A 25,120-nucleotide genomic window follows, 5' to 3' on the forward strand; every position below is an offset into this window, starting at 1 on the left:
CTGCTGCTGGTGCAGCCGGGCCAGGTGTTCTCGCGCAAGGTGATGACCACCACCTCCGAGCTGATCACCCGTCGTCTGGGCAACGAAGGCTACACCTTCGCCAACGTCAACGGCGTGCCACAGCCGAACGACCAGGATCACACCGTCGACATCATGTTCGTGGTCGACCCGGGCAAACGTGCCTACGTCAACCGCATCAACTACCGTGGCAACACCAAGACCGAAGACGAAGTGCTGCGCCGCGAAATGCGCCAGATGGAAGGTGGCTGGGCTTCGACCTACCTGATCGACCAGTCCAAGACCCGCCTGGAGCGCCTGGGCTTCTTCAAGGAAGTCAACGTCGAGACCCCGGCGGTGGCCGGTGTCGACGATCAGGTGGACGTCAATTACAGCGTCGAAGAGCAGGCTTCCGGCTCGATCACTGCCAGCGTCGGTTTCGCCCAGAGCGCCGGCCTGATCCTCGGCGGGTCGATCAGCCAGAGCAACTTCCTCGGCACGGGCAACAAGGTGTCCATCGGCCTGACCCGCTCGGAGTACCAGACCAAATACAACTTCGGCTTCGTCAACCCCTACTTCACCGAGGACGGCGTCAGCCTGGGTTACAACCTGTTCTACAGCAGCACCGACTACAGCGACTACTACGATGACGGCGTGTCCTACTACGCCATCAACAGCTACGGCGCGGGCGTCAACTTCGGCTACCCGATCAACGAGACCTCGCGCCTGACCTACGGCCTGACCCTGCAGCACGACGACATCAACCCAGGCACCTACAGCGCCGACGAGATCTACGATTTCATCCAGCGCGAGGGCAAGAGCTTCAACAACCTCAAGGCCTCGATCGGCTGGTCCGAATCGACCCTGAACAAGGGTGTGCTGGCCACCCGAGGCCATTCCCAGGCCCTGACCCTGATGGCGACCACGCCGGGCAGTGACCTGTCGTTCTACAAGCTCGACTACAACGGCCAGACCTTCCTGCCCCTGAGCAAGGACACCACCCTGCGCCTGCACTCAACGCTGGGCTACGGCAACGGCTACGGTTCCACCGACGGCCTGCCCTTCTACGAAAGCTACACCGCTGGCGGCCAAGGCTCGGTACGGGGTTTCAAGGACGGCACCCTCGGCCCGCGCAGCACGCCCGCCACCGGTACCTATTCAAGCGCCGGCCAGGCCTATTACTCCGACCGCGACACCGACGTGCTCGGCGGCAACATCCTGGTCACGGGCGGTGCCGAGTACATCTTCCCGATGCCGTTCATCAAGAACCAGAGCCAGCTGCGCAGCTCGGTGTTCGTCGACGCCGGCAACGTCTACTCCGACAAATGTTACCTGTCCACTACCCAGGGTTGCGGCAACGTCGACCTGAACCAGCTGGCCGTGTCGCTGGGCGTGGGGGTGACCTGGTACAGCCCGATGGGGCCGCTGAGTTTCAGCCTGGCGGCGCCGCTGAAGAAGCCGGACAACGCCGAAACGCAGATCTTCCAGTTCTCCCTGGGGCAGACCTTCTGATTCGGCGTGCACACATTACCGGCTTTTACCCTCGCTTAACCCAAGTTGACAGTCACCTTGCCTAAGCTGAGATCTATATGAACATGCCTTGCAGGTAACCCCATGCCTCCCTTCGCCCCCACCGCCCTGGCCTCGGCGCTGCACGACGACTGCCCCGCCTCGCTGCTGGACTTGGTAAAGCAGCGCCTCAGTTGCGTGCTGGGCCCTCGCTACACTGTGATTCTCGCCGCCAGCGGCGACAACGCCGGCCATTACCACCTAGCGATCCAGCACAGCCAGAGCGGCCTGTCGCTGGAAGACAACGGCGCCATCGGCCCGGGCTTCGCCGAGCGGCTGCTGGCCCTCGGTGAGCAGGTCAGGGCCATGCTCGAGTCTGATACGTTCGCCCGCATGGGCAGCGACGAGCCGACACGGCCGCTGGTCTGGCTCAGCGGGCTTTAGCCACTAAAGCGCTGAATGAACAGAACTTTTCCCCAATAACTTGTCTATCTGGACATGCTCACGCAGGCGGTGGGCGCGGCCCCAAGGCGCTGCGCAACCGCCTGTCCAATGACAACCTTGGGGGTTGCCTAAGCTCATGAAGTTCTCTATCCCGAAATACCTGCTCGCCGGCCTGTTCGCCCTGGCGGCCGTCGGTTCTGCCTCCGCCATGCCACTCCACGCCAGTCAGGCGGGCCTGGCGAGTGAAACCAACATTCAAGCGCCGGCCAAGCCTGCTTCGAACCCATGGCCAGACCTGGCCAGCGTCGCCGATGGCCAATCCGGGCCTTTGCTGGCCCACGACGACCGCTACTGGCGCGACGGCCGCTGGCATTACCACAGCGAAGACCGCCGCCGCGAAGAATGGCGCCGCGCGCAATGGCGCCGGGAACAGGCCCGCCGAGAAGCCGAACGCCGCCACGAATGGGAGCGCCGCAACGAGCGCGCCCACCATTACGATGATCACCGCTACTATCGCCGCTAAGCCTTGACGGCCATTTGTGCCCGAAACATCGGTTCCCTGCCACAGCGGGTGCCGAGCACGACGCCCTGGGCTTTCAGGCTGAGCAACAGCGCAAGGCCCGGTGCCTCGGTGGCGGCGGGTGCAACGCCGGCTGCTTCGGCCAGTGCCGCCAGGTGCTCACGACCACTCAGTGGCTGAGCTAGCAGCGATTCCAATAACGCATGGGCCAGCGGCGCAAGCCGCGAGAAGCTGACCTTGTGGCCGGCACCGCGATGGGCCAGCAGCAATGTCGGCTCGACGGGCGCCTCATCCGGCAGATGCTCCGGTCCGATATGGCTGACCGGCCAGGCATAGGCCAGCGGCACGGCGAGGCTGGACAGCACCGGCACGCCATCAACCAGATCACCTTGCGGGTCATGCTCAGGTTCGACGGCATCGCTCAGCAGCAAGGCCGTCTCGATCCATTCGTAATGGGCAAGTTCGGCAATCCAGCCGGGCTGGTCGTAGCGCCCCTGCAGGTACGCCACCCACTCACCGCCCACTTCGGTGAACAGCGGCGTGTGGCAACGGTGGTTGGCATAGAAGTCTTCGCACAAGCCCAGCCAGTGCTCGGCGGCGAGGCTGGCATGCAGCACAGGAAAGCTGCCGGCCAGCAGTGATTGCAGGTTGCCGAAGAACAACTGCCGGTACACCGCCAGGCGCCGCGCCTCAATGCCGGGCGGCGGCGGATTGGCCTGGGGGTCGCGGATATGGCTGGCCATACGCAGCTGTTGCTCACGCAGCGAGTCAGCCATGGCGCACCGCCAGGGCCTGCGCCATGGGTTGCAGGCTGCGAATCTGTTCAACCTCAGCCAGCAGTTCGGCCAGCGGTGGCAGGTTGAAGTCGCGTTCCAGCAAGGTCGGCACCGGGCCCAGGTGCTGGTAGGCACTGGCCAGCAGGCCCCAGACATCAGGCTTGACGCTGGCGCCGTGGGTGTCGATCTTCAAGTCCGGCGCTTCGTCGTAGTGCCCGGCCACATGCAGGCACACCACCCGCTCGGCCGGCACCTGGGCAAGGAACTGCGCGGCGTCGTAACGATGATTGCAGGCATTGACCACGATATTGTTGATGTCCAGCAGCAGGTCGCAGTCGGCCTCGCTCAACACCGCCTGGAGAAACTCGATTTCGCTCATCGCCTGGTACGGCGCGGCGTAATACGAGATGTTCTCTACGGCGATGCGCCGGCCTAGGGCATCCTGGACTTCAGCAATACGCCGGGCAGTATGGTGGACGGCTTCTTCGGTGAAGGGCATCGGAATCAGGTCGTACAGATGGCCGTCATCGGCGCAGTAGCTCAGGTGTTCACTGAACAGCGGTACCTGATGACGGTCGAGAAAGGCGCGGATCTGGCGCAGGAAGCCATGGTCCAGCGGTGCAGGGCCGCCCAGCGACAGAGACAGGCCATGGCAACTCAGTGGATAGCGCTCGGCCAGTTGCGCCAGGCCTTCGCCGAAGGCACCGCCGACACCGATCCAGTTGTCCGGCGCGCATTCGAGAAAGTCCACGGCACCGGAGTCCATGTTCAGCAGCTCAGGCAACAGTGCGCGGCGAAGGCCCAGGCCCGCGCCCTGCAGGGTGAATGAAGGGTTCATCGGCATGCTCCATGTGCTGCAGCCCCCTCCCCGAAACACGCCTAGGGAAGGGGCCAGCGAGGGTCAGTTCTTGGCCTGGCTCAGTTTGCTGTACAGGTCAGTCGGGAATGGATTGCCATTGGCGTCGAACTGGTGCTTGCGGAACTGGTAGACCTCAGCCTCGGAAAGGTAGCCGTCGTGGTTGGCGTCGATCGCATCGAACTCGGCACCGGCCTTTGGCGCCACCGCCAGCAGTTCGGCACGAGAAACGCGGCCGTCATGGTCGGTGTCGGTGCGGGCGAACGATGCGTCGCCACACTTGCCTTCACCGCATTTGCCTTCGGCCTGGGTGGCCTTGGCCTTGGCACCGCCGGCGCCGCACTTGCCTTCGCCGCATTTGCCTTCAGCCTCGGTGGCTTTGGCCTTGGCGCCGCTGGCGCCGCACTTGCCTTCGCCACACTTGCCCTCGCCGGCCTTTTCCGCGGCCGCCAGTTGGTAGCCTTGTGGCAGTGCCTCGACGGCGAACGCCGAAGACGCCAGGTTGATACCACCCACCAGGGCAATGCTCAGCAGGCCGAGACGGGTCTTGTTGGGGAACTGGATACGGGTCATGGTGTTTCTCCTGATTGTCGTACGGTCATGCCTCAAGGGCGTAAGAAGCCAGGGAACGCAGGCCGTAGGGCTTGTTCGTTCGGGCTGACTCATTTGGCCCCAGGGATGTATCCCGGGCGTATCAGGAGAGCGAAGGATTTGTAAGCAAGTAGGCGTGGCAGGCGCCTGGATACAGAACGATACAAGCGCCTGCCAGCGGGGAAGTGGTCAGCGGCGGTCCAGCAGCTTGGCCAGGGCAAAAGTGGCAACCACGGCCAGCACCACGGCAGCCGCAATGGCCGGCACGGTGCCCCACTGCTCGATGAAGTGGTTCACCGTCAGGTAGAAACCCAGCACGCCCACCCCGCCAATGGCGTTGCCGCGCACGATTGCGCCCAGCTCGTGGTGCCCGCCCTGAACATGAGCGAATACCGCCAGCGGCCAGGCGATCACCGGAATCGGCGCCAGCAGGCCGCTGGCCACCGGCCCGAGCCATTCGGCGCTGGCGGTGATGGCCACCAGCAACGCGGTGGCCGTGAGCATGCGCATCGGAATCACCCAGCGCGGCAGTTGCACCACCTTCGCATCGCCGGTGGGTGCAGGTTGTGAGGTGACGAAGATGATCAGGGTCAGCAGGACCAGCGTCACCAGCACCGACAACACCACCGACTCCAGGTGGCTCATCAGTGCCGCCATGGCCGCATAAACCGCCAGCGCGGTGATGCAGCCGGGCAAGGCGCCGATCCGCCGCGTCACCTGGTAATAGAACAGGTAGGTCGCCTGGACTGCCGCCAGGCCGGCCAATGCGCCGGGCACTGCCTGCAGGGCAAAACCCGGGCCCTGTTCAAGGCTGAGAAACAGCACGACCAAGGCCGAAGTGACCGGCAGGCCGGAAAGCAGGCCGCCAATCTGTGTGCCCCAGCGCTTGGCTGCCAGCGAAATGGCCAGCATGAGCGTGGGGGTGATGAGGAACTTGAGGTAGAAGGCAGTCATGGGGAGCTAGCGCGTTTCGACAAGGAAGGGAGCCAGGTGCATCGGTGTCCCCATGCTAAACGATGCGCGCTGGCTTTTCGCGGTTTTCTCAGTGGCCCGACTGCACAAGCTCGGCCATGACCTCGGCCCGCGTGGTCACGTTACCGAAGTGGTGCTTCCAGAGGTCAGTGCCCAACTTGCCGGAGCGGTCCAGCGATGAGCCGACGGTGAGGTCGGTCACCAGTGTCGGGCAGAGCCCGGCATCGAACAGCGCAAAGCCTGCCGCCAGCACGCAGGTCTCGGTCTGCATGCCGCACACCAGCACACGCTCCACGCCCAGTTGCCGGATGTGGGCAATGGCCTCGGCGGTCTGACCATAGCCATGCTTGACGAACACCTGGTCCACTTCGACCAGGCACTCGTCTTCGGCGGCCGGGTACCAGCCAAGCTGGCGCTGGAACGGCGTCACCTGCTCATCGTGCAGTTCGACCGAGGCAATCGAAGGAATGCTCGCTGATAACAGACGAATCCCGTCCACCAGCCATTCGGGTGGGCTGAAGGTGGACTGGACATCAACAATGAGCAGAACCTGCTGCATGAACGACTCCTGAATGCGCAAAACGGTCGCGGAGTATATCTGTTTGAATGGCCGCAGGTGGAACCAACCCTGCCCTGTGCAGGCTGGCGACGGCCAGATAAGCCACCACCGGTAATTGCTGCCGGCGAGGTACTGCTGTGGCATCCTTGCGCCCCGCACGACAAGCCCACACAGGTATCCTGCCATGACCCAAGCCACCGATCAGGCATTCTACGACCGCGCCGATGCGCATATCGATCTGGCCAACCAGCAGCTCGACACACTCGCCGACATCGGCAAGGTCAGCGCCTCGATGACCTTCGCCGCCAGCCGCTTCAGTGCGTGGCTCAGCGCACGCAACTTCAAGTCCGGCGCCGAAATGGCCGCTGCCCGCGAGGAAATCCTGAAGTACTTCAGCGACCAGTACCGGATGATGCTGGAAGACAACGTCGACGAGTACATCGAGCAGTTCGACCGCTACGTACTCGGCAAAGAAAGCTGAGCCTTAGACCCTGAACCGCCCCACAAGCGCCGTCATCTCCGCAACCAGCCCGGACAACGCCTGGCTGGCCTCGCTGGTCTGCTGCGCCCCCGCCGCCGAATGGCTCGACAGCTCGCGGATGTTCAGCAGGTTGCGATCCACCTCCCGCGCCACCTGGGCCTGTTCTTCGGCTGCACTGGCGATCACCAGGTTGCGCTCGTTGATCTCGCCGATGGCGCTGTAAATGCCCTCCAGCACCTGGCCCGAGGCCAGGGTGACGTCGAGCGTCGACTGGGCCCGACTGGTGCTGGCCTGCATCGAGGCGACCGCCGCTTCGGTGCCCTGCTGCACACGGCCGATCATCTGCTCGATCTCCTGGGTCGAGGCCTGGGTCCGGTACGCGAGCGTACGCACTTCATCGGCCACCACGGCAAAGCCGCGCCCGGCATCCCCGGCACGGGCCGCCTCGATGGCCGCATTGAGTGCCAGCAGGTTGGTCTGTTCGGACACCGATCGGATCACCTCCAGCACCTTGCCGATATCCCGCACTTGCCCCACCAACTGCTCCAGGTGAGCACTGCTGGTCTGGATTTCGCGGGTCATGGCCTGGGTACCATCGAGATTTTCGCTGACTTGCTGACGGCTTTTTGCCGCCAGCTGATTGGACTCATGGGTCGCCTGGGAGGTGGTGACGGCATTGCGCGCGACCTCCTCCACCGCCGTGGTCATTTCGGTGACGGCGGTGGCGGCCTGCTCCAGCTCCTGGCCTTGCTGGCGCAGGTTGTTCGCGCTCTCTTCGGTAATGGTGTTGAGCGCACCAGCCGCATCGGCCAATTGCCGGGTGCAGTGGCTGATCCTGCCCAAGGTTTCGCGCTGGCTCTGCTGCATGCGCTCGAGCTCATGGAACAGCTGGCCGATCTCGTTGCGCTGGCGCGCCGCCACCGGCACGCTCAAGTCGCCACCGGCAATCCGCTGAAAGTGCTGACCAGCCTCACGCAGCGGGTGCAGCACACGCTGCGCGATGAACGCCCAGCACAGGCCGGCGAGCAGCAATGTCACGGCTAGCAACCCCAGGCTCAGCAGCTGCGCACGCGCCAGGCGACGGTCGGATTCCAGCATGATCTGCTGGCCCCGTTCGCCCAGGGCAGCGACCAGTTGCTGACGCAGCGCCTGCAGCCGGCCCATGGCGTTGCCGGCTTCGGTGTTGACCTTGAAGTAGTGCTCCAGCGAGCGTTGACGCGTGGCTTCGCGCTGCCCGGCCACCGCCTTGGCGTACTCGCCGAAGGTGGCCTGCAGCGCTTCGGCCACCGCGTGCAATGCAGGGTCCTGCATATTCATGACGAATTCATTGATCAGCTGCTGGCTCTTGTCGTTCAGCTCGACCGACAGCGCCATGCGTTTGTTTGCACTTTCGTCGTGGCCGCCCAGTTGCTCGATGAATCCCGAAGACACGTTGGCACTGGAACGGATCGCCATCAGCAGCGCATTGTTCAGCCGGTCCGACTGATGCGCGGTCTGGTCCAGCTCGGTGATCTGCGCGTCGCTGCCCAGCGCTGCCCGCCAGGCACTGACGGTGGAAAACAGCAAGGTCAGGCTGAACAACAACAGCACCCAGAACATTCCGGTACGGATCTTCAGGTCGGCAAACATGCGGGCAGTACTCCTTGTTGGCGCCACTTCTGGTCGAGATTTCGACGGTGGGTGAGCAGCTATCGGAGTGGCCGTGGCAGGCTTGAGTGCGTGAAGGCGGCTTGTGTTCGGTAACCGAACGGATGTTGCTGGCGCCTTGCATCTACGGAGGCGTAAACGCAAGGGTAAGCAACGTGGCCAGGCACATGCCTGGCCCTGTCACCATGCTCAGCTAAGGCTGCAGCGCCTGTGCCGCAGTGCTCTGGCCAAGCCGTTCGTCATAGCGCAACAGGCGCCCGGCGTTGGTCAGCACCAGCAGCGTGCTGAGGTTGTGCAGCAGCGCGGCGATCATGGCCCCCGCCGCGCCCAGCAGGCCGAACGCGGCGGCGACGACAATCGCCAAGGTCCAGCCCAGGCCGATCAACACATTCACCTGGAGTGTGCGACGGCACTGGCGGCTGAGGCGGATGCAGGTGGCCAGGCGCCGCAGGTCGCCGTTGATCAGCACGATATCCGCCGCGGCCAGGGCGATGTCGGCACCGTTGGCGCCCATTGCCACGCCCACCACGCCAGCCTTCAGGGCCAGGGAGTCATTGATGCCATCGCCCACCACCAGCGGGCGGAAGCCCAGCTGCAGTTCCTGGTTGACGTGGTGCATCTTGTCTTCCGGAAGGGCTTGCGCCACCACGCGGGTCATGCCGACCTGCTCGGCAATGGCCTCTGCTACACGGCTGCGGTCACCGGTCAGCAACAACTGACGCTGCAGGCCGAGCTCGCGCAACTGCTGCATGGCCTCGGCAGATTCTGCGCGCACGTTGTCGGCCAGCAGCAGCCAGGCTAGGAACTGGCCGTTCAGGGCCAGGCCGGCAATCGGGCCGTCGTGCTCGGGCACCGGCGGCACTTGCATGCCCAGCTGGCCGAACAGCTCCGGGCGGCCAAGTGCCGCTTCACCTTCGGCCGTCTGCGCCACCACACCAAAGCCCTGGCGTTCGTGGATGTCCAGCAGTGCCAGATGCTGCTCATGGGGCACCAGCGCCGCGAGTGCCCGGCTGACCGGGTGGCTGCTGGCGGCGCCGAGGCTGGCCGCGAGATTGACGATTTCGGCCTGGGGCACTGCCGGCGCAATGCCGACCACGCTGCGCAGGCGCAGGTCGCCGTAGGTCAGCGTGCCGGTCTTGTCGATCACCAATGAAGACAGGTCGGCCAGCTCCTCGAGGAAGGCCGAACCGCGAATCAGGATGCCATGCCGGGCTGCGACGGCAATCCCCGCCACCGCCGTCGCCGGCGCCGACAGCACCAGGGCGCACGGGCAGGCCGCCACCAACACGGCCAGCATGGCCTGGGCGTCGCGGGTGATGAACCAGGTCACGGCGGCAATCAGCAGGACCAGCACCAGGTAGCGCCCGGCATGGCGTTCCAGCAGCCGGGTGATCGGCGGTTTGGCTTGCTCGGCGCGCTGCATCAGGGCGATGACCTTGCCCAGGGTCGAGTCATCACCGACCCGGGTAACCTCCACCCGCAGCAGACCGTCGAGGTTGATCGAGCCACCATGGATGTCCATGCCATTGGCCACTTCCAGCGGCACCGCTTCGCCGGTGATCGGCGCGGTATCGAGGCTGGCCTGGCCCTGCAGGACTCGGCCGTCGGCGGGCACACGGTCACCGGCGCGCACCTCGACTTGGTCGCCCGGTTTGAGGCTGGCGTTATCGACCTCACGCACCTGGCCATCAGCGTCGATCAACCGCGCATGGCTGCGGGTCAATTGCCCCAGTGCGGCAATCGCCTCTTGCGAACCCAGCACGCTGCGTTCTTCGAGCATGTGGCCAAAAATCATGATGATCGGCAGCAGTGCCGCAGTGGCCAAGTCGCCAGTGGCCCAGGCGCCCAGCATGGCCAGGGCGATGAGCTGATCGGTAAGGCCATGCAGGCTGGGGTGCAGCAGGCTGTACCAGGCCGAGCGCAATACCGGAACGGCCACCAGCAGCGAGGCACCGCCCAGCAGCAATTGACTGACCCCCTCCTGGGTCGGTGCCAGCCAGCGCCAGGCCAGCCCCAGCGCCAGCAACCCGAGGGCCAGCATCGCCAGGCTCAACTGGCGTGCAGCAGTACGCTGCTCGGCCTGGGACAGCAGGCCGGACGTAAGGTGGGTATGGGCATGGTGATGATGCGCGTGACCACAATGATGGGTACTCATCGCGAGCAGCTCCAGAAAGGGGAAAAAGGCGGGGTGCTCATTGTGTCGGCCCCTGCAGAATCATGTGCCCGGCGTCATCCTTGTTGACGGTGGTGACCGACCCGGCGCGCGCCAGTATCGCTGGCACCCGCTCACGGTAGAGGCGCAGCAGCAACTGCGGATCCTGTTGCTGGCTCAGGCCAACGATGGTCGCGGTAGCGGCCTGGGCACGGGACAGCCGCTCGCTGGCTTCGGCCTCGGCCACTTGCACGGTACGGTCGGCGGCCTGGGTGGCCTGCTGCAGTTGCCGAGCGGCCTCGTTATGGGCCTTGGCCACGGCCTGTTCAGCCTGCTGGCTGGCGGTGAGCACGGCGTTGAACGCGCTGACGGCCGACCATGGCAACGACGACTGGATGTCGACCCGCACCACCTCGATCCCCAGGCTGGCGCCCGCCGAACCCAGCCGCGCCAGGCTACCGTTGATGCCCTGCTGCAGGTCGCCACGCAGCCGCTCACGCTGGTCAGCAAGCCCGGCATCACCACCCACCAGTTCCGGGCGCGCGACCAGGATCGCATCCATGTCGCGCGAGGCGCAGATCTGCACGGCGTTGCGTTCCACCAGGCGGTCCAGCGCGGGTTGCACATGCTGCCCTTGGCGCGCGTAGGCGTAAGGGTCACTCACGGTATAGAACACTCGCACGTCCAGCTGCACGGCCCCGGCATCCCCGGTCAACAGATAGCCGGAGCCTGCCGTGGCATCGCTGGCCAGCGTGCCGTCCTTGTCGGACTTTTGCGCAAGTTCCGAGCGCAGCAGCAACGACACCCGGCGTTCGGTCACCCGCGCTGCCGAGGGCAGCATCACCACCTGCTCGAAGGGCTCAGGCCAGGCCAGCAGCAAGCCTGCGTTCTGGATGCGTTCCTCGGCACCCAGGCGCAAGACCACCGCGCGGTTTTCCGGGCCTATCTGCCGCACATTGCCGAACAGCCAACCCACCGCCGCCAGCAACGCCACGGCGTACAGTGCCAGGAAGCCGATGCGCCCCGCCTGCAGCCAAGGCCCGGCAGGCAGCCTGGCCACCAACTGCTCATTGCTGGCCATGGTCAGCCCCCGCTGGCAGCGCAGGCCCCTCCACCAGGGCGCGGAACGGCGCCGCGTCAGTGCGCAACACCAGCTTGGTGCCGGGGTTGATGACCGAACCGAGGGTGTCGAGCGAGCGCAGCAAGGTGTACAGCTGCGGCGCACCGGCATAGGCCTTGCCGTAGATGTCCGCCGCCTGTACCTGCGATTGCGCCTGGATCTGAGCGGCCTTCACGCTGGCATCGGCCTGCAGGATGCGGGCATCCCGCTCGGCGGCCGACTGGATCTCGGCGGCCTTGCGTTTGCCTTCGGCCGTGCGCTCGGTGGCGATGGTCTCGCGTTCGGCGCGCATGCGGTCAACCGTGGCTTCAAGGGTAACCTTGGGCAAGGTCAGGCGCTCGATGCCGACTTGCACCACGCGCACACCATAACTCTTGATCAGTTGCTGCTCGATCTGCTCGCGCAGGCGCTGCTCGAAATCATCGATGCGCACCCGGCTGGCATCGACGTTGACCAGGTCGGCCAGTTCGAAACCGCTGGCCGTGGTTTCCAGGGCCGAGCCCACCAGCGTGCGGATCTGCCGCGCCGCCTCGTCGGGCTGGTTCTGCACCGCGCGCATGAACAGCTGGATGCTTTGCGGGTCGGCCGCCACCTGCCAGGCGACGTAGGCCTGGACGATGATGCGCAGGCCATCCCGCGTGCCGACGTCCTGCAGCCCGCTGGAAGTGGTGCGCAGGCGCAGGTCGACCGGCACTGCGGCCTCGAACGGCACGGGCCAGCGCCAGTCGAGGCCGGGTTCGAGCAGCACCCGCGACGGGTTGCCGAAACGGGTGATGACCGTGGCTTCGCCGACACGAACCTGCACGAAACAGGCCGTGGCGGCCATGATCAGCACCAGAAGCAGCGCTACCCCGACACGCAGCCAGGCGGGACGGGCACGGCCTTGAGTATCGGCATGATCGTGATGGTGGTGGTCGTGGTCGTGGTCGTGGTCGTGGTCGTGGTCGTGGTCGTGGTCATGACCATGGGCGGTATGGGAACTCACGGGTTACGCTCCTGGGTACGGCCGGATGCGGGTTTCGGCTGCGAAGGGTCAATGGGCGCTGCATAGCTGCGCAGGTCCAGGGTCGGTGCCTGGTTCGCCGTCAGGCGGTGATCGATGATCAGGCTGTTCGCCTGCGCCATGCCTTGGGTCAGCCGCTCCAGGTACTGTTCGAGGATGAACGCCTGGCCGGCGTGCTGCCAGCCGGTGTGTTCGGCATCGAAGCGCAGTGACGCGGTATCGGCTTTGGTCTGGATTTCATGGGCTGCGGCAGTGGCCTTGTCGGTCACGCTGGTGGCGTTCTGCCTGGCCTCGGCCACCTTCAGCGTGGCCTGCCCACGGTCACGGGCGACCAGTGCCTGGGCGGTGATCTGCGCCGCCTGCACGGCATGGTAGGCATTGGCCGCACCGGCTGGCGGGTGGATCGCCTCTACCGAGGTCGCCAGCAGCTCCACCCCGGTCTCCATGCGGTCCAGGTCAGCCTGCACCGCCCGGCCGATGTCACGGCCCAGCGCGGCACGTTCGGCACCCAGCAGCCCATCCAGCGAGCGGACGGCAAAATCGTGCACCAGCACGCGGTTGGCAATGCTGCGCAAGAGCTGTTCGACGTCCGCCGTGTGATAGGCGCACGCCAGCGCGGCCGCATCGCTCAGGCCGATACGGTAGATGAAGCGCACGTCCATGTTGACGATCTGGAACCCTTGGCGCCCGCCATCGGTACCGGCAATCACCTGCGAGTTCTCGCTCAGGTGGGTGGCATCCCACAGCCGGTTGGCGGTTGTTGGTGGCGCACCGTCGGCAGCTGCCAAGGGTTCGCTGCCCCCCTGGGCAGTGGTGGTCGCCAATTCATGGATAATGCTGTTGTCCACCCACAGCACCTTGCCAAAGGGCCAGGGCAAGCCGACGTGAAGGCCCGGCGGATACACCGCCAGCGGATTGCCAAAGCGTTCGTAGACCGCACGATTACTGGTGGGCACCTCGACGACGCCGGTCAGCAACCAGCCGACCAGCGCCACCAGCGCTGCCACCGGCAGGAATGCCCGCCGCATGAAGGCGAATGCCCATACCTGGCGCAGGTCGATGCCCAGGCGCTGGTGCAGCTCGTCCTGCAGCACGGCCAAAGGCCGCGGCGGCCATTGCAGGAAGTCACCCACCAGGCTGCGCGCCACCAGCGCCGGCTCTTCAGCCGGGCGCGAGGGGCGGAACATCGCCAGCACGGCGCGTGTCAGCAGTTCGAGCGCTGCCAGGCCAGGCAACACGCCGATCAGCACCGCCAGCCGAGCCGGCCACAGCCGTTCGCCGTCCACGCACACCAGGCAGGCGATGGTCAGCACCTGCACGGCGATGGCCAGCCGCAACGTCGCGGCAAGCGCGCCGGCTTCGGGCCAGGTCGCCTCGTTTTCAGCCATCAGGTGGCGTTCGAGCACGACCAGGCTGAAGGCAAAAACGGCCAGCAGGCCGATGGCAACCCAAGTCACCTGCCCTGCCACCGTCGGGGTCGGCAGGTCAAAGCGCCAAGCGCCCCTGACCAGCAGCAGTGACAGGCCCGCCAGGCCTACCAGCCAAGGGGTCTCCGGGCCTAGTCTGTGCCATTGCCGCCGGCAAGCATCGGCGACCTGCTGGCACCAGTGGTCGAAACGGCTGAGCGACTCAGGCTCGACTGTTTTGCCGGCAGCGCGCCAGAACAGCAACGGGACAGGCGCCTGGCCCATGGCCGTCGCACGCCAGCTGGCTACCCGCCAGGCCGATTGCGCGGCGCCTGCCACCAAGAGCAGCACGGCGCCATTGGTGGCGAGCAGGACCAGCCAGTAGGAATCAGGGCTGAAGATACCGATCAGGCCTTGGATCACTGCCAGTAGTGCGGCAAGCGCCAGTGCCAGGTACATCAGCAGCATTAGCTGGCGGGCATGAACCTTTGCCCGCTGAAAACGCGGGAAACCATCGAGGTCGGCGGCCTCAGTGTCTAGATCGACTCTCATTAAGACTCCAGGAAATACCAGGCATTGCGCGTCTTGAGCCGAAGGAACTGATGGCCTTGAGGGACGAGCGGCGTAACGTTATAACGACAAAGGTAAAAAATTTGTCGCAAAACGTAAAATTGGCATTTGGGTCTTCAAGTGTAGGTCGGGAGGGATGCAGTGCCTATCAGATCGAGCGCCGCCCGCGCGGCGCTTCGCGGGTAAACCCGCTGCTCAGACGCTTCGCGTCACACCGCCATCAACCTTGATGTTCTGCCCGGTGATGTAAGCAGCACCCTCACTGGCCAGGAAAGCGATGGTCGCCGCAATCTCCTCACTGGTGCCATAGCGCTTGAGCGGTACGCTGTCGCGGCGCTGCTCGGTAGCCGGCAAGCTGTCGATCCAGCCCGGCAGCACATTATTGATGCGCACATTATCGCCAGCAAAATTGTCGGCGAAGATCTTGGTAAAGGCCGCCAGCCCCGAACGGAACACCGCTGATGTGGGGAACAGGTCAACAGGCTCGAACGCCCAGGCGGTGGAAATGTTGATGATCACCCCGCCCTTCTGTTTTTGCATGTAAGGCGTCACCAGCCGCGTCGGGCGGATGACATTGAGCAGGTAGGTGTCCATGCCCTTGTGCCAGTCTTCATCGCTGATTTCCAGGATCGGCGCGCGCGGGCCGTGGCCGGCGCTGTTGACCAGCACGTCGATGCGCCCCCATTTTTCGACCACGGCATCCACCAGCCGCTGCAGGTCTGCGACCGACTGGTTGCTGCCGGTGATGCCGATGCCGCCAAGTTCGGCTGCCAGCGCCTCGCCCTTGCCCGAAGACGACAAGATGCCGACCTTGAAACCGTCAGCTGCCAACCGACGCGCCGCTGCCGCCCCCATGCCGCTGCCACCGGCGGTGATGATTGCCACTTTTTCTACAGACATGTTGCCTCCTTCGGTCATGAAACTGCGCGGTTGCGAGTTACATCACACTAGCAGCCAGCACCTGGGCGAGGGAGGCAGGCGAAGCTTGCCAAGCCAGTAGATTATCTTTCGCCTACCTGACCTTTGAGCCATGCTCTGACGAGGCCCAGTGCTGGTGCCTCTTGCGCCTTGCGTGGCCATACCAGGTAGAACGCTTTGTCCAGTTTCAGCTGCTCGGGGAACACCTGCTGCAGCCTGCCAGCGGCAATGTCGTCCTTGACGAAGGCGTAGCTGGCAAGGGTGATGCCCTGCCCGCCTGCGGCGGCGTCGATGGCCAGCGATGCCTGGTTGAAGCGCACATTCTTCGCGGTCGGTTTCGGATGCCCGGGGAACAAGGCCGCCGTGAACTGCGGCCAGAAGTTGTGCCCATCGTGCAAGGCGACGAACCTCTGCAAGGCGGCAAAGCTCTCTGGCGCGCCCACCTCGGCCAGCAATGCCGGGCTCGCCACCGCGACGATTCGTTGCTCCATCAGCAACTCGGCGTTCAACCCGCCAGCGAACGGGGGCTGACCATAGCGCACCGCGATATCGACGCCATCGGTTTGAAAATGCGAGAGACGGTCGGTGGCCAGCAGGCGCAGGTCGATGTCGGGGTGGGCCTCGGCGAAGTGGCCGAGCCGTGGAATCAGCCACTTCGACGCAAAAGTAGGCGTCACGCTGACCGTCAGCTGTGACGGCGCCGGGCACAGCAATCGGGTGGCCTCGTCGATCATCAGCAGGGCGCTGCGGATACTCGCCGCATAGCCACGCCCGGCATCGGTCAGGCCAACGCCCCGTGGCAGGCGCTCGAACAGGCGCACCTGCAGGCTGGCTTCCAGCCCGCGCACCTGCTGGGCGACGGCCGCCTGTGTCACGCCCAGCTCCTCGGCAGCCAGGCGGAAGTTAAGCTGACGCGCCACCACCTCGAACACACGCAGGGCATTGAGTGACGGCAAACCGGGGAAACCTGCAGGCATGGGAATGGAATTTCTATCGGCTAGAACTGCCGAGGCTACCGCCATCGACCCGGGTTTGGAAGCAGTGCCAATCGATGATCCCTCGCAAAGGCCCCGACTAGGGGTATTCTCCCCCCGGGGCTGGGTTCAGGGTTTGCTGCGCCAATACAGCGTGAGCGCCACCATATCCACGGCCAGCACGATCGCGACGACGAGGAACATGAAGCAGTGATCTTCAACAAGCATTGGTGTATCCCCTGCTGGTCGCTTCATCAGCATTGCGAGCAATTCCTGTTCCAATGGCACTCAACAGGAGATACGCATGTTTTCATCTGAACGGCTGAAGGGGCTCGACGTGTTCGTCGCCGTCGCTGACCTGGGCAGTTTCACTGCCGCGGCCGAACGGCTGAACCTCACGGGATCTGCGGTGAGCAAGAGTGTGGCGCGCCTCGAGGAACGCCTGGGGATACGGCTGTTCAACCGTACCACCCGCACCCTGGCGCTGACCGAGGCGGGTATCACCTTCTACCGCACCTGCACTTCGGTACTGGCCGACCTGGAGCAAGTGGAACATGCGCTCAGCGCCGAGGGCGACGAGCCGCACGGCAAGGTACGGATAGATCTGCCAGCTTCGTATGGCCGCTTGCATGTACTGCCGCTGATCCTGGAGTTCATCCACCAGCATCCGCTGCTGCAACCGCACATCTCGTTTACCGACCGTTTTATCGACCCGCTGCATGAAGGCATCGACATTGTCGTGCGCATCGGCGGCCCCGATGCCTGGCCAGCCAGCCTGGGCCACCAGTATTTCGGCGCCCAGCGCCTGATCTTCTGCGCCGCACCCGGCTACCTGGCCCAGCACGGTGCCCCGCAAAGCGAGCGTGATCTCGATCAGCATCACTGTGTCGGCTATGGGCATGGCGACGGCCAGGTCAGTCCGTGGTTCTTCAAAGGCCGCCAACCGGGGGAGATGGAGCGGCGTACGCCGCAGGCGCGCATCGCCGTCGGTGATGGCGAGGGCGAAGTGGCCGCTGTGCTCGCCGGGCATGGCATCGGCCAGTTACCGACTTGGCTGACCCAGCGGCACCTCGACCAGGGCACACTGGTCGAGGTGCTGCCTGAGCTGGCAACGGACGGCCTGCCCATGAACCTGGTCTGGCTGAAGAGCCGCGAGAACCAACCCAAGGTCCGCGCCTTGCTGGACTATTTGCTGCCACGGCTGACGCCCCATGGCAGCCAGCCTGCCAACAGCTGAGCGCCCTGCCCTAACGCCGAGGCGCGAGGTTGCCAACGACCAGCGCCAGCAGCAGCGCGAGCACCGCGACGGCTGCGGCCACATACCCGAGGTAGCCGATGCCCAGGTTCGACAGGGTCATGCCGCCGACGATGGCGCCCACGCCAATGCCGGCATTGGCGGCCGAAACATTACTGGTGCCCGCCAACGCCTGTGCGTGGCTGACCGAACGCATGACCCGCACCTGGCTGACCGGGTAAAGCGCCGTATTGGCGATGCCCCACAGCCCAAGCGCAACACAGAACAGCCAGCCAACTTGAGCCAGCGGAATAGCCGCAGCCATGCCCAGGGCAAGCAGCACGAGAAAGCCGATGGTGGCCTTGATCGGCGAATGGTCGACGGCCCTGCCACCGATCCAGTTACCCACCAGGCCAATCGCGCCAAAGCCCATCATCCACCAGCCGACATCGGCCGGGGCCACGCCCGCGACACGTTCGAGGATGTCGGCCAGGTAGGTGTAGGCGATGAACATGGCACTGAACACCACCACCGAAAGCAGCACGTTGGCCAGGAAACAGGGTTCCTTGAAAATCCGTGCCTGCTTGAGGAAATCCACCTTGGCCGTGCGCGCAACGCTTGGCATGTAGACCCACATGGCCACCGCCATGATCAACGACAGCCCGGCGAGCAGCCAGAACGCCCCTCGCCAGCCGATCGCATTGGCCGCCACAGTACCCAGTGGAATACCCAGCAGCATGGCCGCCGAAATCCCCAGGTAAACCCTTGAAACTGCCTGCCCCGCCCGCTGCGGCCCGGCCAGTTGCCCAGCGGTTTCACTGGCCGTGCCCCAGAACACCGGCAAGGCCAAGGCTGGCACCACGCGGGCCACGGCAAGCAGCCAAAAGCTGTTCGAGGCGGCGGCAACGGCGTTGGCGACGGCGAACAGCAGCAAGATCCCGATGAACAGTTTTTTCCGCTCCAGGTGCGACAGCGCTGCCGTCAGCGGCGGGCCGAAGATCATGACGGTGAAGGCGAACAGCGTCACCAGTTGCCCGGCGGCGGTGATCGAAATGTTCAGGTCCCTGGCAAGCGCGGGGAGCAGCCCCACGATGAGGAATTCGGTGGTAACGATGAGGAAGGCAGAAAAGGCCAGGATCGCGATGCTGATTCCTGCGCTTTTGGAGGGGGAAGCAACCTGCGCGGTTGTTTCGTAAGCAGACATTGAGAAGCTCCGGTTGAGGGCCTCTCAGTTTATTCATTCCCTGATAATCAATTACTGGCCAATGCTCATATATCAATGGAACTGAATTCATCAATCGAGCAATGATTCGGCCTGAGCAGACGCAATACCTGAATGCCGTTTTTTCGTTTGCGTACGTACTGGGGTGAAACTGCCCGACCGCGCCACGGCTTTGAATTATACGAGCGGGCCGACCGTGGGCAGCGTTTTCGGCGCTTGTCCATCAGCGGCCCTTAGGTAGATACGATCAATCCACCTAAGGGCCACGGACAGTCAACGTGGCTTCGGGCAGCGAGCGGGCATCAAGGCATCTCACGCAGCAGTGTCACTCAAGCTGCAACTGCACGACCTTGATCATCATTCTGCCGCAGGTCCATGCGTTCGATCTTGCCGACGATCACCAAGTAGCAGAACATCGCCACCACGGCATTTGCAGCAACGAACACCAGCGCAGTTTCAAAGGAGCCGGTCGTCTGCAGGATCAGGCCGATGATGATCGGCGTGGTGATGCCTGCGGTATTGCCAAATGCATTGAAAACACCCCCGCACAGCCCGGCAATCGGTTTCGGCGCGGTATCGGCCACCACCGCCCAGCCAATGGCTCCAAACCCCTTGCCGAAGTACGCCAGCGCCATGATTGCGACGATCATCCACTCGGCATCGACGTAATTGCACGCCACCATGCAGGTCGACATGAGCATGCCCAGCACCAAGGGCGCTTTGCGGGCGAACGTGAGCGAGCGGCCATTACGAATCAGTGCATCGGAGATGACCCCGCCCAGCACGCCGCCGAGGAACCCGCACACGGCAGGGATCGAGGCGATGAAACCCGCCTTGAGGATCGACATGCCCCGCTCCTGCACCAGGTAGACCGGGAACCAGGTAAGGAAAAAGTAGGACAGTGTATTGATGCAATACTGACCGATGAAAACCCCCATCATCATGCGGTTGGTCAGCAGCTGCTTGAAGTTTACCCAGCTCGGCCTCGGTGCATCCTGCTTGAGACCGGATTGATCCATGTCGATCAGGCCACCGCCATCGGCGATATGCTGCAGCTCCGTCTCGTTGACGCGTGGATGCTGCTTGGGGGCATGGACAGTCTTCAGCCAGACCCCAGTCATCAGCACGCCCAGGCTACCCATCACCACGAACACGTAATGCCAACCGAACTGATAGACGATCCAGCCCATGATCGGAGCGAACAGCACCGTGGCGAAATACTGAGCGGAGGTGAAGATGCCAGCAGCGGTACCACGCTCCGCCGAAGGGAACCAGGCAGCCGCCATGCGACTGTTCCCCGGGAAGGATGGCGACTCGGCGAGCCCGACCATGAAGCGCAGGACGAACATCACCACGACGGCGACAGACACGCTGTACCAGCCGATGGTTGCCTGCAGGATGGTGAATGTGGACCAGAGGAAGATGCTCCAGGCATACACGCGCTTGGTACCGAAGCGGTCGAGCAGCCAACCGCCAGGAATCTGCCCGATCACGTAGGCCCAGGCGAACGCCGAGAACAACAGGCCCATCTGCACCGGCGTGATGCCGAGTTCTTTTTGCATCGAGGAACCGACGATGGACAGGATCGCCCGGTCGGCATAGTTGAGGGTGGTGACCAGGAACAACAGCAGCAGGATCAGATAACGGATGCGAGTGGGGCGCGCATTCATGGCGATGGTCTCTTGTTATTTTGCGAAGCTGGCAGCAAGGCGCGGCTGCCAGCGGGTCGTCTCGAATGCTTACTGCGCGGGCACGCGCGCGATCATCTGCGGTGGCCGCAGGAATTCGAAATCACAGCCCTTGTCAGCCTGGGTCATCTGTTCGTAGAACAACTTGCGGTAGCCGCGCTCGGCATCCACCGGTTTGGGCAACTGCACGTCAGTGCGACGGGCCTGCAGTTCCTGCTCGCTGACCAGCAACTCGATGCTGCGCTGTTGCACGCTGAGGCGGATGCGGTCGCCATTGCGCACCAGCGCCAGTGGGCCGCCGAGCGCAGCTTCGGGCGTCACGTGCAGGACGATGGTGCCGGCGGCGGTGCCGCTCATGCGGCCGTCGGAAATCCGCACCATGTCCTTGATACCCGCCTTTGCCAGTTTTTTCGGAATCGGTAGATACCCGGCTTCGGGCATGCCAGGAGCACCGATGGGGCCGATATTCTTCAGGACGAGGATGTCATCGGCAGTTACGTCCAGCTCAGGGTCGTCGATGCGGTTGGCCATATCCTCCGAGTTCTCGAAGACCACTGCGCGGCCTTCATGCTCCATCAGCTGTGGGTCGGCAGCCGACTGCTTGATGATCGCGCCATCCGGCGCCAGGTTTCCCTTGAGAAACGCGATACCGCCGGCCGGATAGATCGGGTTGGCAAAACTGCGCACCACGTCCTGCTTGTAGGCAGGAAAGTCTTCGAGCTCCTCGCCCAAGGTGCGACCACTGACGGTCAGGCAATCCAGGTGAAGCTGTGGCTTGAGCTCGCGCAAGACTGTTTGCAAGCCACCAGCCCGGTGCAGGTCTTCCATGTAGTGCTGGCCCGATGGTTTGAGATCGACCAGCACCGGCGTCTCGCGGCTCATGCGGTCGAAGGCCTCCAGGTCGATTTCATAACCCATCCGCCCGGCGATGGCCGTGAGGTGGACGATGCCATTGGTCGAGCCACCAATCGCCAGCAGCACGCGCAGGGCATTCTCGAAGGCTTTTTCAGTGAGAATCTTGTCCGGCGTCAGGCCATTGCGGGCCATGATCACCGCGCGGCGGCCACTCTCTTCGGCAATACGGATGCGGTCGCTAGTGACCGCTGGCGGCGTGGCGCCCCCCGGCAAGACGATACCCAACGCCTCGCCGATGCACGCCATGGTGCTGGCCGTGCCCATCACCGAGCAGGTGCCGATGCTGGCCACCAACCTGTTGTTGACTTCGTTGATTTCCTGTTCGTCGATCTCCTCGCCCCGGAAGCGCCCCCAGAAGCGCCGGCAGTCGGTACAGGCACCTACGCGCTCGCCCCGATGGCCGCCGGTGAGCATGGAACCGGTGACCAGCTGGATCATCGGCACATTGGCCGAGGCTGCCCCCATCAACTGGGCAGGCACGGTCTTGTCACAGCCACCGATGAGCACCACCGCATCCATCGGCTGGGCGCGGATCATTTCCTCGGTGTCCATGGCCATCAGGTTGCGCAGGTACATGCTGGTGGGCTGGGAGAAGCTTTCGGCAATGGAGATGGTCGGAAAGTCGATGGCCAGGCCGCCTTCCATCATCACGCCACGCTTGACGGCCTCAATCAGCTGCGGCGCATTGCCATGGCAAGGGTTGTAGCCACTGCCGGTGTTGGCGATACCAATGATGGTGCGGTCCAGCGCGTCGTCGCTGTAGCCAGCACCTTTGATGAACGCTTTGCGCAAGAACAAGGCAAAACCGGTGTCGCCGTAATTGGTCAGCCCCTTGCGGATGCCAGTGGGCTTGATGACGGGAGAGTTGTCAGGCATGGATCACCTACCGATCTATTATTGGATTTATCATTAACAGGATTATTAATAATCTGTTGAGCGGCATGAAAACACGATCAACGCTGAGGTGCAAGCACGCTTCGTCAATCAGCGGGCGGCTCTGCACCATGCGAATACGACGAATTTGTGGCAGTCTCAGCGTTTGATCAGCACGTATCCCAAGGCCCTACCCCATGCAACTCGTTGAACCCGCTAGCACCGTCACCGGCCTGGAAGAGGCAGTCCAGATTCTCGAAGAAGAGATCGTGCTGGGCTTTCTGCACCCCCGTGAGCGCTTGGTTGAAGATGACCTGCTTGAGCGTTTCGGGCTCAAGCGTCACGTGGTCCGCCAGGTGCTGGTCGAGCTCGAACGCATGGGGCTGGTCGAGCGCAAGCGCAATGTCGGCGCGTTGGTCAAGGCCTACACGGCCAAGGAAGTGGAAGACCTTTACGCCGTGCGTGAACTGCTCGAATGCCAATGTGTGCGCCTGATCCGGTTCCCGGTTTCGCAAACCGCCATCGACGCCCTGAGCGCTACGCAGAAGGTCCACGACGAGATGGTGCAGGCGGCGAACCTGCGCGGCGCCTTCCGCGCCAACATGCGCTTTCATGAACTGTTGTTCGGGCTGTCCGACAACCCGGTGCTGGTCGCGGCGATCCACGACCATGCGCAACGCGCGCATTCGGTGCGCTCATCATCGTTGGTGGTGTCCGATCAGCTCGAGCGTGCCCGGCGCGAGCACTGGCTGATCATCGAGGCCCTGCAACGTGGGGATGTCGAGGGTTTGGCCACGCTCTGCAGCGAACACCTGAAGCCATCTCGCGACAACTACGTGGCGGCCTATCACCGCAGAATCGGCAAGTAAATTAATGTATCCGGCTGCTTACCTGGCCTGCCCGGCCACTGGCACCATGCCAGATGCCCGAGCCTTCTGCGCAGCCTGGATCAGCTGGAAATTGCGATTGCGCAGCGCGCGGTTGTTGCCAACCCGCTGGTTGGAGCGCACGGCCAGCACTTCGGCCTGGTCATACTGCCCCTGTTCCAGGCGCAATACGCCAAGGTAGTGCAGCGTGGCGGGGTTGCCCGGCTGGATCTGCAGCGCGCGCTCCAGCGTGGCGGCAGCCTGGTCCAGCTTGCCTTCTTCATACTGGCGCGAGGCGGTCTCGATCAGCTGGGTCGAGGCTTTGTTGCTGCGCGACGGTGCCGAGTAGGCACCCGCCAGTACGCCCTGGCAGGTGACGGCGCTGAACAACAGGAGCAGTGCTGACAGCAGGCGCTGGCTTGGCATGGGACTGGGCACTCAAAAGGTCCGGGAAGGGTCCGGTGAATTCGGCGAGAGGCTACAGACCGGGCCCGCAGCATGAAGTTCCCGAGGTACAATGCGCGACCTATGCTGCACATCAGAGATGGACAATGAACCGCCAGAAGAAACTCAAACAGCTGCTCAAGGCCCACCAGAAAAAGGCCAATGCCAAGCTGGCGCCCAAGAGCAACAAGCCCAAGTACATCAGCAAGGCCGACCGGCTGAAGCTTGACGCCGAGCCCAATTCGGCTACTGCCACTGATACCTCTGTCGCTCAAGACTGACCTGCAGCATCCAGACTTTCCTGCTGTGGCTCTCTTGCCTTATTGGGTCATGCCCAGTTCGGCATCATCCATCAGCGCCTTGGCCATCGCGCTGAGGTAGTGCGAGGCCCAGATCATCATCGGCTTTTCATCCATCAGGCCCAGGATGGTCAGTTCGCGCACATAGCCCATCAGCTCCGAAGCCTGCTCTCGGGCATCGCGGCAAGGGATACCGGGCTCGATGCGGAACAGCGGGTGGGTCTGGTTTTCACCTTGGAAGAAGGTGGTTTTGCCGACGGTGCATGGGGTGTCGTCTGTAGTCATTGGTCAATCTCCCTGACGTTTTTCGGTTGCCAGGTCTGGCCTGTTGGCGGGTAAACCCGCGAAATAGGCCAGACCTGGCGGCACATCACCTGAGCCTTAGTGCAAAGTCCGAGGCCCAGCAGGCACCTGCACCTGAATCAACGCGGATTCGAGCAAGACCCGCAGTGCCTCCAGCTCATGCATAGAGGCCATCATCAGAATCGACGCCGGTGACTTGGGCTGCAGCAGCAGCGCCTGATGCACCACGGTGGACGCACACAACGCGTAGTCCGTCGCCTGGATCAGGGTGTCTTCGAGGGAATGAATATCGTGGGGTGGATCGGGGACAATCTTCAACATCGCATAGTACCTTTTGTGGGGCTTCCACCTGCCTGCTGTCAAACAGTCGGGTGGCAGCTGTACATGGGTTGACAGACCGGCGGACTATGCAAGTTCCGGCGCACGCAAGCGTGCCCCACGTACAGCCGCCATATGAGGCGAGCCACATGCATAATACCGTTACGGCCTGTCAAAGCCGTGTCGCCGATGAGCAGCGACAGGCCGAGACTAAAGCCCTTGGCAGAGCAGTCGCAACGGAAAATGTGCGGGAAGAGTATCTTTGGGAAATGGACTACAAGAAAGGGGCTAAATCTGATTTTTTTAATCGGTATGTATAATCCGCAGCGTTAACCGCACCCCATGCAGTCCCTTGTGAAAGGTTGAGGCGCCCTACCCGACTGAAGCTTTGGTGCGAACCTTCGCCTCGGCCCCCGGTGCCATTGCAAATGCGCCCGATGCTGCCATAGGCTGCCGTCTCATG

27 protein-coding genes are annotated in these 25,120 nt (G+C 63.6%); 8 read left to right on the forward strand and 19 right to left on the reverse strand.

Going from position 1 to position 25,120, the window contains the following annotated elements:
• The 3 genes from bamA to APH28_RS20015 form a co-directional block, all read left to right on the forward strand.
• The coding region (gene bamA / locus APH28_RS20005; protein ID WP_082432349.1) for an outer membrane protein assembly factor BamA at positions 1-1,509 on the forward strand (1,509 nt) is incomplete at its 5' end.
• A gap of 102 nt (positions 1,510-1,611) precedes the next feature.
• Positions 1,612-1,950: a hypothetical protein gene (locus APH28_RS20010; RefSeq protein ID WP_060512258.1), complete on the forward strand. Its 339-nt coding sequence runs from the start codon at positions 1,612-1,614 to the stop codon at positions 1,948-1,950.
• 136 nt (positions 1,951-2,086) lie between these two features.
• On the forward strand, positions 2,087-2,473 hold the full coding sequence (locus APH28_RS20015) for a hypothetical protein (protein ID WP_060512259.1): 387 nt from the start codon (positions 2,087-2,089) through the stop codon (positions 2,471-2,473).
• Here APH28_RS20015 and APH28_RS20020 read toward each other — a convergent pair.
• From APH28_RS20020 to APH28_RS20040, 5 genes are all read right to left on the reverse strand, one after another.
• Positions 2,470-3,246 carry a DUF2063 domain-containing protein gene (locus APH28_RS20020; RefSeq protein ID WP_060512260.1) on the reverse strand — a complete coding sequence of 259 codons (777 nt, stop codon included), beginning with the start codon at positions 3,244-3,246 and terminating at the stop codon, positions 2,470-2,472. The two genes, APH28_RS20015 and APH28_RS20020, sit on opposite strands and share 4 nt — an antisense overlap.
• On the reverse strand, positions 3,239-4,084 hold the full coding sequence (locus APH28_RS20025) for a DUF692 domain-containing protein (protein ID WP_060512261.1): 846 nt from the start codon (positions 4,082-4,084) through the stop codon (positions 3,239-3,241). Before APH28_RS20025 ends, APH28_RS20020 begins: the two co-directional genes overlap by 8 nt.
• Before the next feature lie 63 nt (positions 4,085-4,147).
• The gene (locus tag APH28_RS20030; protein WP_060512262.1) at positions 4,148-4,675 is read right to left on the reverse strand and encodes a hypothetical protein; all 528 of its coding nucleotides are present in this window, start codon (positions 4,673-4,675) and stop codon (positions 4,148-4,150) included.
• Positions 4,676-4,882: 207 nt separating this feature from the next.
• Positions 4,883-5,647 carry a hypothetical protein gene (locus tag APH28_RS20035; RefSeq protein WP_060512263.1) on the reverse strand — a complete coding sequence of 255 codons (765 nt, stop codon included), beginning with the start codon at positions 5,645-5,647 and terminating at the stop codon, positions 4,883-4,885.
• Positions 5,648-5,735: 88 nt separating this feature from the next.
• Positions 5,736-6,224 (reverse strand): isochorismatase family protein, encoded by a 489-nt coding sequence (locus APH28_RS20040; RefSeq protein ID WP_060512264.1) that lies wholly within the window; start codon positions 6,222-6,224, stop codon positions 5,736-5,738.
• 184 nt (positions 6,225-6,408) lie between these two features.
• Between APH28_RS20040 and APH28_RS20045 the strand changes: the two genes are divergently transcribed.
• On the forward strand, positions 6,409-6,705 hold the full coding sequence (locus tag APH28_RS20045) for a DUF3144 domain-containing protein (protein WP_060512265.1): 297 nt from the start codon (positions 6,409-6,411) through the stop codon (positions 6,703-6,705).
• A 3-nt stretch (positions 6,706-6,708) separates the two neighbouring features.
• Here the strand turns inward: APH28_RS20045 and APH28_RS20050 are convergent, their stop codons facing one another.
• The 8 genes from APH28_RS20050 to APH28_RS29220 all read right to left on the reverse strand — a co-directional run bounded on the left by APH28_RS20050 (position 6,709) and on the right by APH28_RS29220 (position 16,756).
• Positions 6,709-8,334 (reverse strand): methyl-accepting chemotaxis protein, encoded by a 1,626-nt coding sequence (locus APH28_RS20050; protein WP_060512266.1) that lies wholly within the window; start codon positions 8,332-8,334, stop codon positions 6,709-6,711.
• A gap of 211 nt (positions 8,335-8,545) precedes the next feature.
• The gene (locus APH28_RS20055) at positions 8,546-10,507 is read right to left on the reverse strand and encodes a heavy metal translocating P-type ATPase (RefSeq protein WP_060512267.1); all 1,962 of its coding nucleotides are present in this window, start codon (positions 10,505-10,507) and stop codon (positions 8,546-8,548) included.
• A 37-nt stretch (positions 10,508-10,544) separates the two neighbouring features.
• Complete coding sequence (gene hflK / locus APH28_RS20060; RefSeq protein ID WP_060512268.1) at positions 10,545-11,585, reverse strand: protease modulator HflK; 1,041 nt, start codon at positions 11,583-11,585, stop codon at positions 10,545-10,547.
• Positions 11,572-12,609, reverse strand: a complete 1,038-nt coding sequence (gene hflC, locus APH28_RS20065; protein ID WP_060512269.1) for a protease modulator HflC — start codon at positions 12,607-12,609, stop codon at positions 11,572-11,574. The genes hflK (APH28_RS20060) and hflC overlap by 14 nt, the downstream gene beginning before the upstream one ends.
• A complete protein-coding gene (hflK, locus tag APH28_RS20070) occupies positions 12,606-14,585 on the reverse strand; it encodes a protease modulator HflK (RefSeq protein WP_060512270.1) in 1,980 nt (659 codons plus the stop codon). Before hflK (APH28_RS20070) ends, hflC begins: the two co-directional genes overlap by 4 nt.
• A 213-nt stretch (positions 14,586-14,798) precedes the next feature.
• A complete protein-coding gene (locus APH28_RS20075) occupies positions 14,799-15,503 on the reverse strand; it encodes an SDR family oxidoreductase (protein ID WP_060512271.1) in 705 nt (234 codons plus the stop codon).
• Between the two features lie 101 nt (positions 15,504-15,604).
• Positions 15,605-16,498 carry a LysR substrate-binding domain-containing protein gene (locus APH28_RS20080; RefSeq protein ID WP_060512272.1) on the reverse strand — a complete coding sequence of 298 codons (894 nt, stop codon included), beginning with the start codon at positions 16,496-16,498 and terminating at the stop codon, positions 15,605-15,607.
• 126 nt (positions 16,499-16,624) lie between these two features.
• Positions 16,625-16,756 (reverse strand): hypothetical protein, encoded by a 132-nt coding sequence (locus APH28_RS29220; protein WP_256250157.1) that lies wholly within the window; start codon positions 16,754-16,756, stop codon positions 16,625-16,627.
• 43 nt (positions 16,757-16,799) lie between these two features.
• Between APH28_RS29220 and APH28_RS20085 the strand changes: the two genes are divergently transcribed.
• Positions 16,800-17,732, forward strand: a complete 933-nt coding sequence (locus APH28_RS20085) for a LysR family transcriptional regulator (protein ID WP_060512273.1) — start codon at positions 16,800-16,802, stop codon at positions 17,730-17,732.
• Between the two features lie 10 nt (positions 17,733-17,742).
• Here the strand turns inward: APH28_RS20085 and APH28_RS20090 are convergent, their stop codons facing one another.
• The 3 genes from APH28_RS20090 to APH28_RS20100 form a co-directional block, all read right to left on the reverse strand.
• Entirely contained in the window at positions 17,743-18,933 is a 1,191-nt protein-coding gene (locus APH28_RS20090) for an MFS transporter (RefSeq protein ID WP_060512274.1), read from the reverse strand.
• A gap of 347 nt (positions 18,934-19,280) precedes the next feature.
• On the reverse strand, positions 19,281-20,621 hold the full coding sequence (locus APH28_RS20095; RefSeq protein WP_060512275.1) for an MFS transporter: 1,341 nt from the start codon (positions 20,619-20,621) through the stop codon (positions 19,281-19,283).
• A gap of 69 nt (positions 20,622-20,690) precedes the next feature.
• Positions 20,691-22,430: an IlvD/Edd family dehydratase gene (locus APH28_RS20100; protein WP_060512276.1), complete on the reverse strand. Its 1,740-nt coding sequence runs from the start codon at positions 22,428-22,430 to the stop codon at positions 20,691-20,693.
• Between the two features lie 194 nt (positions 22,431-22,624).
• Between APH28_RS20100 and APH28_RS20105 the strand changes: the two genes are divergently transcribed.
• Entirely contained in the window at positions 22,625-23,296 is a 672-nt protein-coding gene (locus tag APH28_RS20105; protein ID WP_060512277.1) for a GntR family transcriptional regulator, read from the forward strand.
• An 18-nt stretch (positions 23,297-23,314) separates the two neighbouring features.
• Here the strand turns inward: APH28_RS20105 and APH28_RS20110 are convergent, their stop codons facing one another.
• The gene (locus APH28_RS20110; protein WP_256250158.1) at positions 23,315-23,731 is read right to left on the reverse strand and encodes a tetratricopeptide repeat protein; all 417 of its coding nucleotides are present in this window, start codon (positions 23,729-23,731) and stop codon (positions 23,315-23,317) included.
• A gap of 113 nt (positions 23,732-23,844) precedes the next feature.
• On the opposite strand from APH28_RS20110, the gene APH28_RS28235 reads away from it, so the two are divergent.
• Positions 23,845-24,018: a DUF2986 domain-containing protein gene (locus APH28_RS28235; RefSeq protein WP_082432350.1), complete on the forward strand. Its 174-nt coding sequence runs from the start codon at positions 23,845-23,847 to the stop codon at positions 24,016-24,018.
• 39 nt (positions 24,019-24,057) lie between these two features.
• Here APH28_RS28235 and APH28_RS20115 read toward each other — a convergent pair whose 3' ends face one another.
• A complete protein-coding gene (locus APH28_RS20115; RefSeq protein WP_060512279.1) occupies positions 24,058-24,321 on the reverse strand; it encodes a DUF3077 domain-containing protein in 264 nt (87 codons plus the stop codon).
• Between the two features lie 96 nt (positions 24,322-24,417).
• Positions 24,418-24,660: a hypothetical protein gene (locus APH28_RS20120; RefSeq protein WP_060512280.1), complete on the reverse strand. Its 243-nt coding sequence runs from the start codon at positions 24,658-24,660 to the stop codon at positions 24,418-24,420.
• Between the two features lie 146 nt (positions 24,661-24,806).
• On the opposite strand from APH28_RS20120, the gene APH28_RS28725 reads away from it, so the two are divergent.
• Positions 24,807-24,977, forward strand: coding sequence for a hypothetical protein (locus APH28_RS28725; RefSeq protein WP_156340928.1), 171 nt, complete (start codon positions 24,807-24,809; stop codon positions 24,975-24,977).
• Positions 24,978-25,120: the final 143 nt, after the last annotated feature.

This window comes from Pseudomonas sp. NBRC 111124 (assembly GCF_001320245.1).
GTDB lineage: Bacteria > Pseudomonadota > Gammaproteobacteria > Pseudomonadales > Pseudomonadaceae > Aquipseudomonas.

Bases quoted from the DNA above. Each gene is read 5' to 3' on its own strand.
- APH28_RS20010 (WP_060512258.1), top strand. From the start codon at position 1,612: ATGCCTCCCTTCGCCCCCACCGCCCTGGCCTCGGCGCTGCACGACGAC.
- APH28_RS20015 (WP_060512259.1), top strand. From the start codon at position 2,087: ATGAAGTTCTCTATCCCGAAATACCTGCTCGCCGGCCTGTTCGCCCTG.
- APH28_RS20020 (WP_060512260.1), bottom strand. From the start codon at position 3,246: ATGGCTGACTCGCTGCGTGAGCAACAGCTGCGTATGGCCAGCCATATC.
- APH28_RS20025 (WP_060512261.1), bottom strand. From the start codon at position 4,084: ATGAACCCTTCATTCACCCTGCAGGGCGCGGGCCTGGGCCTTCGCCGC.
- APH28_RS20030 (WP_060512262.1), bottom strand. From the start codon at position 4,675: ATGACCCGTATCCAGTTCCCCAACAAGACCCGTCTCGGCCTGCTGAGC.
- APH28_RS20035 (WP_060512263.1), bottom strand. From the start codon at position 5,647: ATGACTGCCTTCTACCTCAAGTTCCTCATCACCCCCACGCTCATGCTG.
- APH28_RS20040 (WP_060512264.1), bottom strand. From the start codon at position 6,224: ATGCAGCAGGTTCTGCTCATTGTTGATGTCCAGTCCACCTTCAGCCCA.
- APH28_RS20045 (WP_060512265.1), top strand. From the start codon at position 6,409: ATGACCCAAGCCACCGATCAGGCATTCTACGACCGCGCCGATGCGCAT.
- APH28_RS20050 (WP_060512266.1), bottom strand. From the start codon at position 8,334: ATGTTTGCCGACCTGAAGATCCGTACCGGAATGTTCTGGGTGCTGTTG.
- APH28_RS20055 (WP_060512267.1), bottom strand. From the start codon at position 10,507: ATGAGTACCCATCATTGTGGTCACGCGCATCATCACCATGCCCATACC.
- hflK (WP_060512268.1), bottom strand. From the start codon at position 11,585: ATGGCCAGCAATGAGCAGTTGGTGGCCAGGCTGCCTGCCGGGCCTTGG.
- hflK (WP_060512270.1), bottom strand. From the start codon at position 14,585: ATGAGAGTCGATCTAGACACTGAGGCCGCCGACCTCGATGGTTTCCCG.
- APH28_RS20075 (WP_060512271.1), bottom strand. From the start codon at position 15,503: ATGTCTGTAGAAAAAGTGGCAATCATCACCGCCGGTGGCAGCGGCATG.
- APH28_RS20080 (WP_060512272.1), bottom strand. From the start codon at position 16,498: ATGCCTGCAGGTTTCCCCGGTTTGCCGTCACTCAATGCCCTGCGTGTG.
- APH28_RS29220 (WP_256250157.1), bottom strand. From the start codon at position 16,756: ATGCTGATGAAGCGACCAGCAGGGGATACACCAATGCTTGTTGAAGAT.
- APH28_RS20085 (WP_060512273.1), top strand. From the start codon at position 16,800: ATGTTTTCATCTGAACGGCTGAAGGGGCTCGACGTGTTCGTCGCCGTC.
- APH28_RS20090 (WP_060512274.1), bottom strand. From the start codon at position 18,933: ATGTCTGCTTACGAAACAACCGCGCAGGTTGCTTCCCCCTCCAAAAGC.
- APH28_RS20095 (WP_060512275.1), bottom strand. From the start codon at position 20,621: ATGAATGCGCGCCCCACTCGCATCCGTTATCTGATCCTGCTGCTGTTG.
- APH28_RS20100 (WP_060512276.1), bottom strand. From the start codon at position 22,430: ATGCCTGACAACTCTCCCGTCATCAAGCCCACTGGCATCCGCAAGGGG.
- APH28_RS20105 (WP_060512277.1), top strand. From the start codon at position 22,625: ATGCAACTCGTTGAACCCGCTAGCACCGTCACCGGCCTGGAAGAGGCA.
- APH28_RS28235 (WP_082432350.1), top strand. From the start codon at position 23,845: ATGAACCGCCAGAAGAAACTCAAACAGCTGCTCAAGGCCCACCAGAAA.
- APH28_RS20115 (WP_060512279.1), bottom strand. From the start codon at position 24,321: ATGACTACAGACGACACCCCATGCACCGTCGGCAAAACCACCTTCTTC.
- APH28_RS20120 (WP_060512280.1), bottom strand. From the start codon at position 24,660: ATGTTGAAGATTGTCCCCGATCCACCCCACGATATTCATTCCCTCGAA.
- APH28_RS28725 (WP_156340928.1), top strand. From the start codon at position 24,807: ATGCATAATACCGTTACGGCCTGTCAAAGCCGTGTCGCCGATGAGCAG.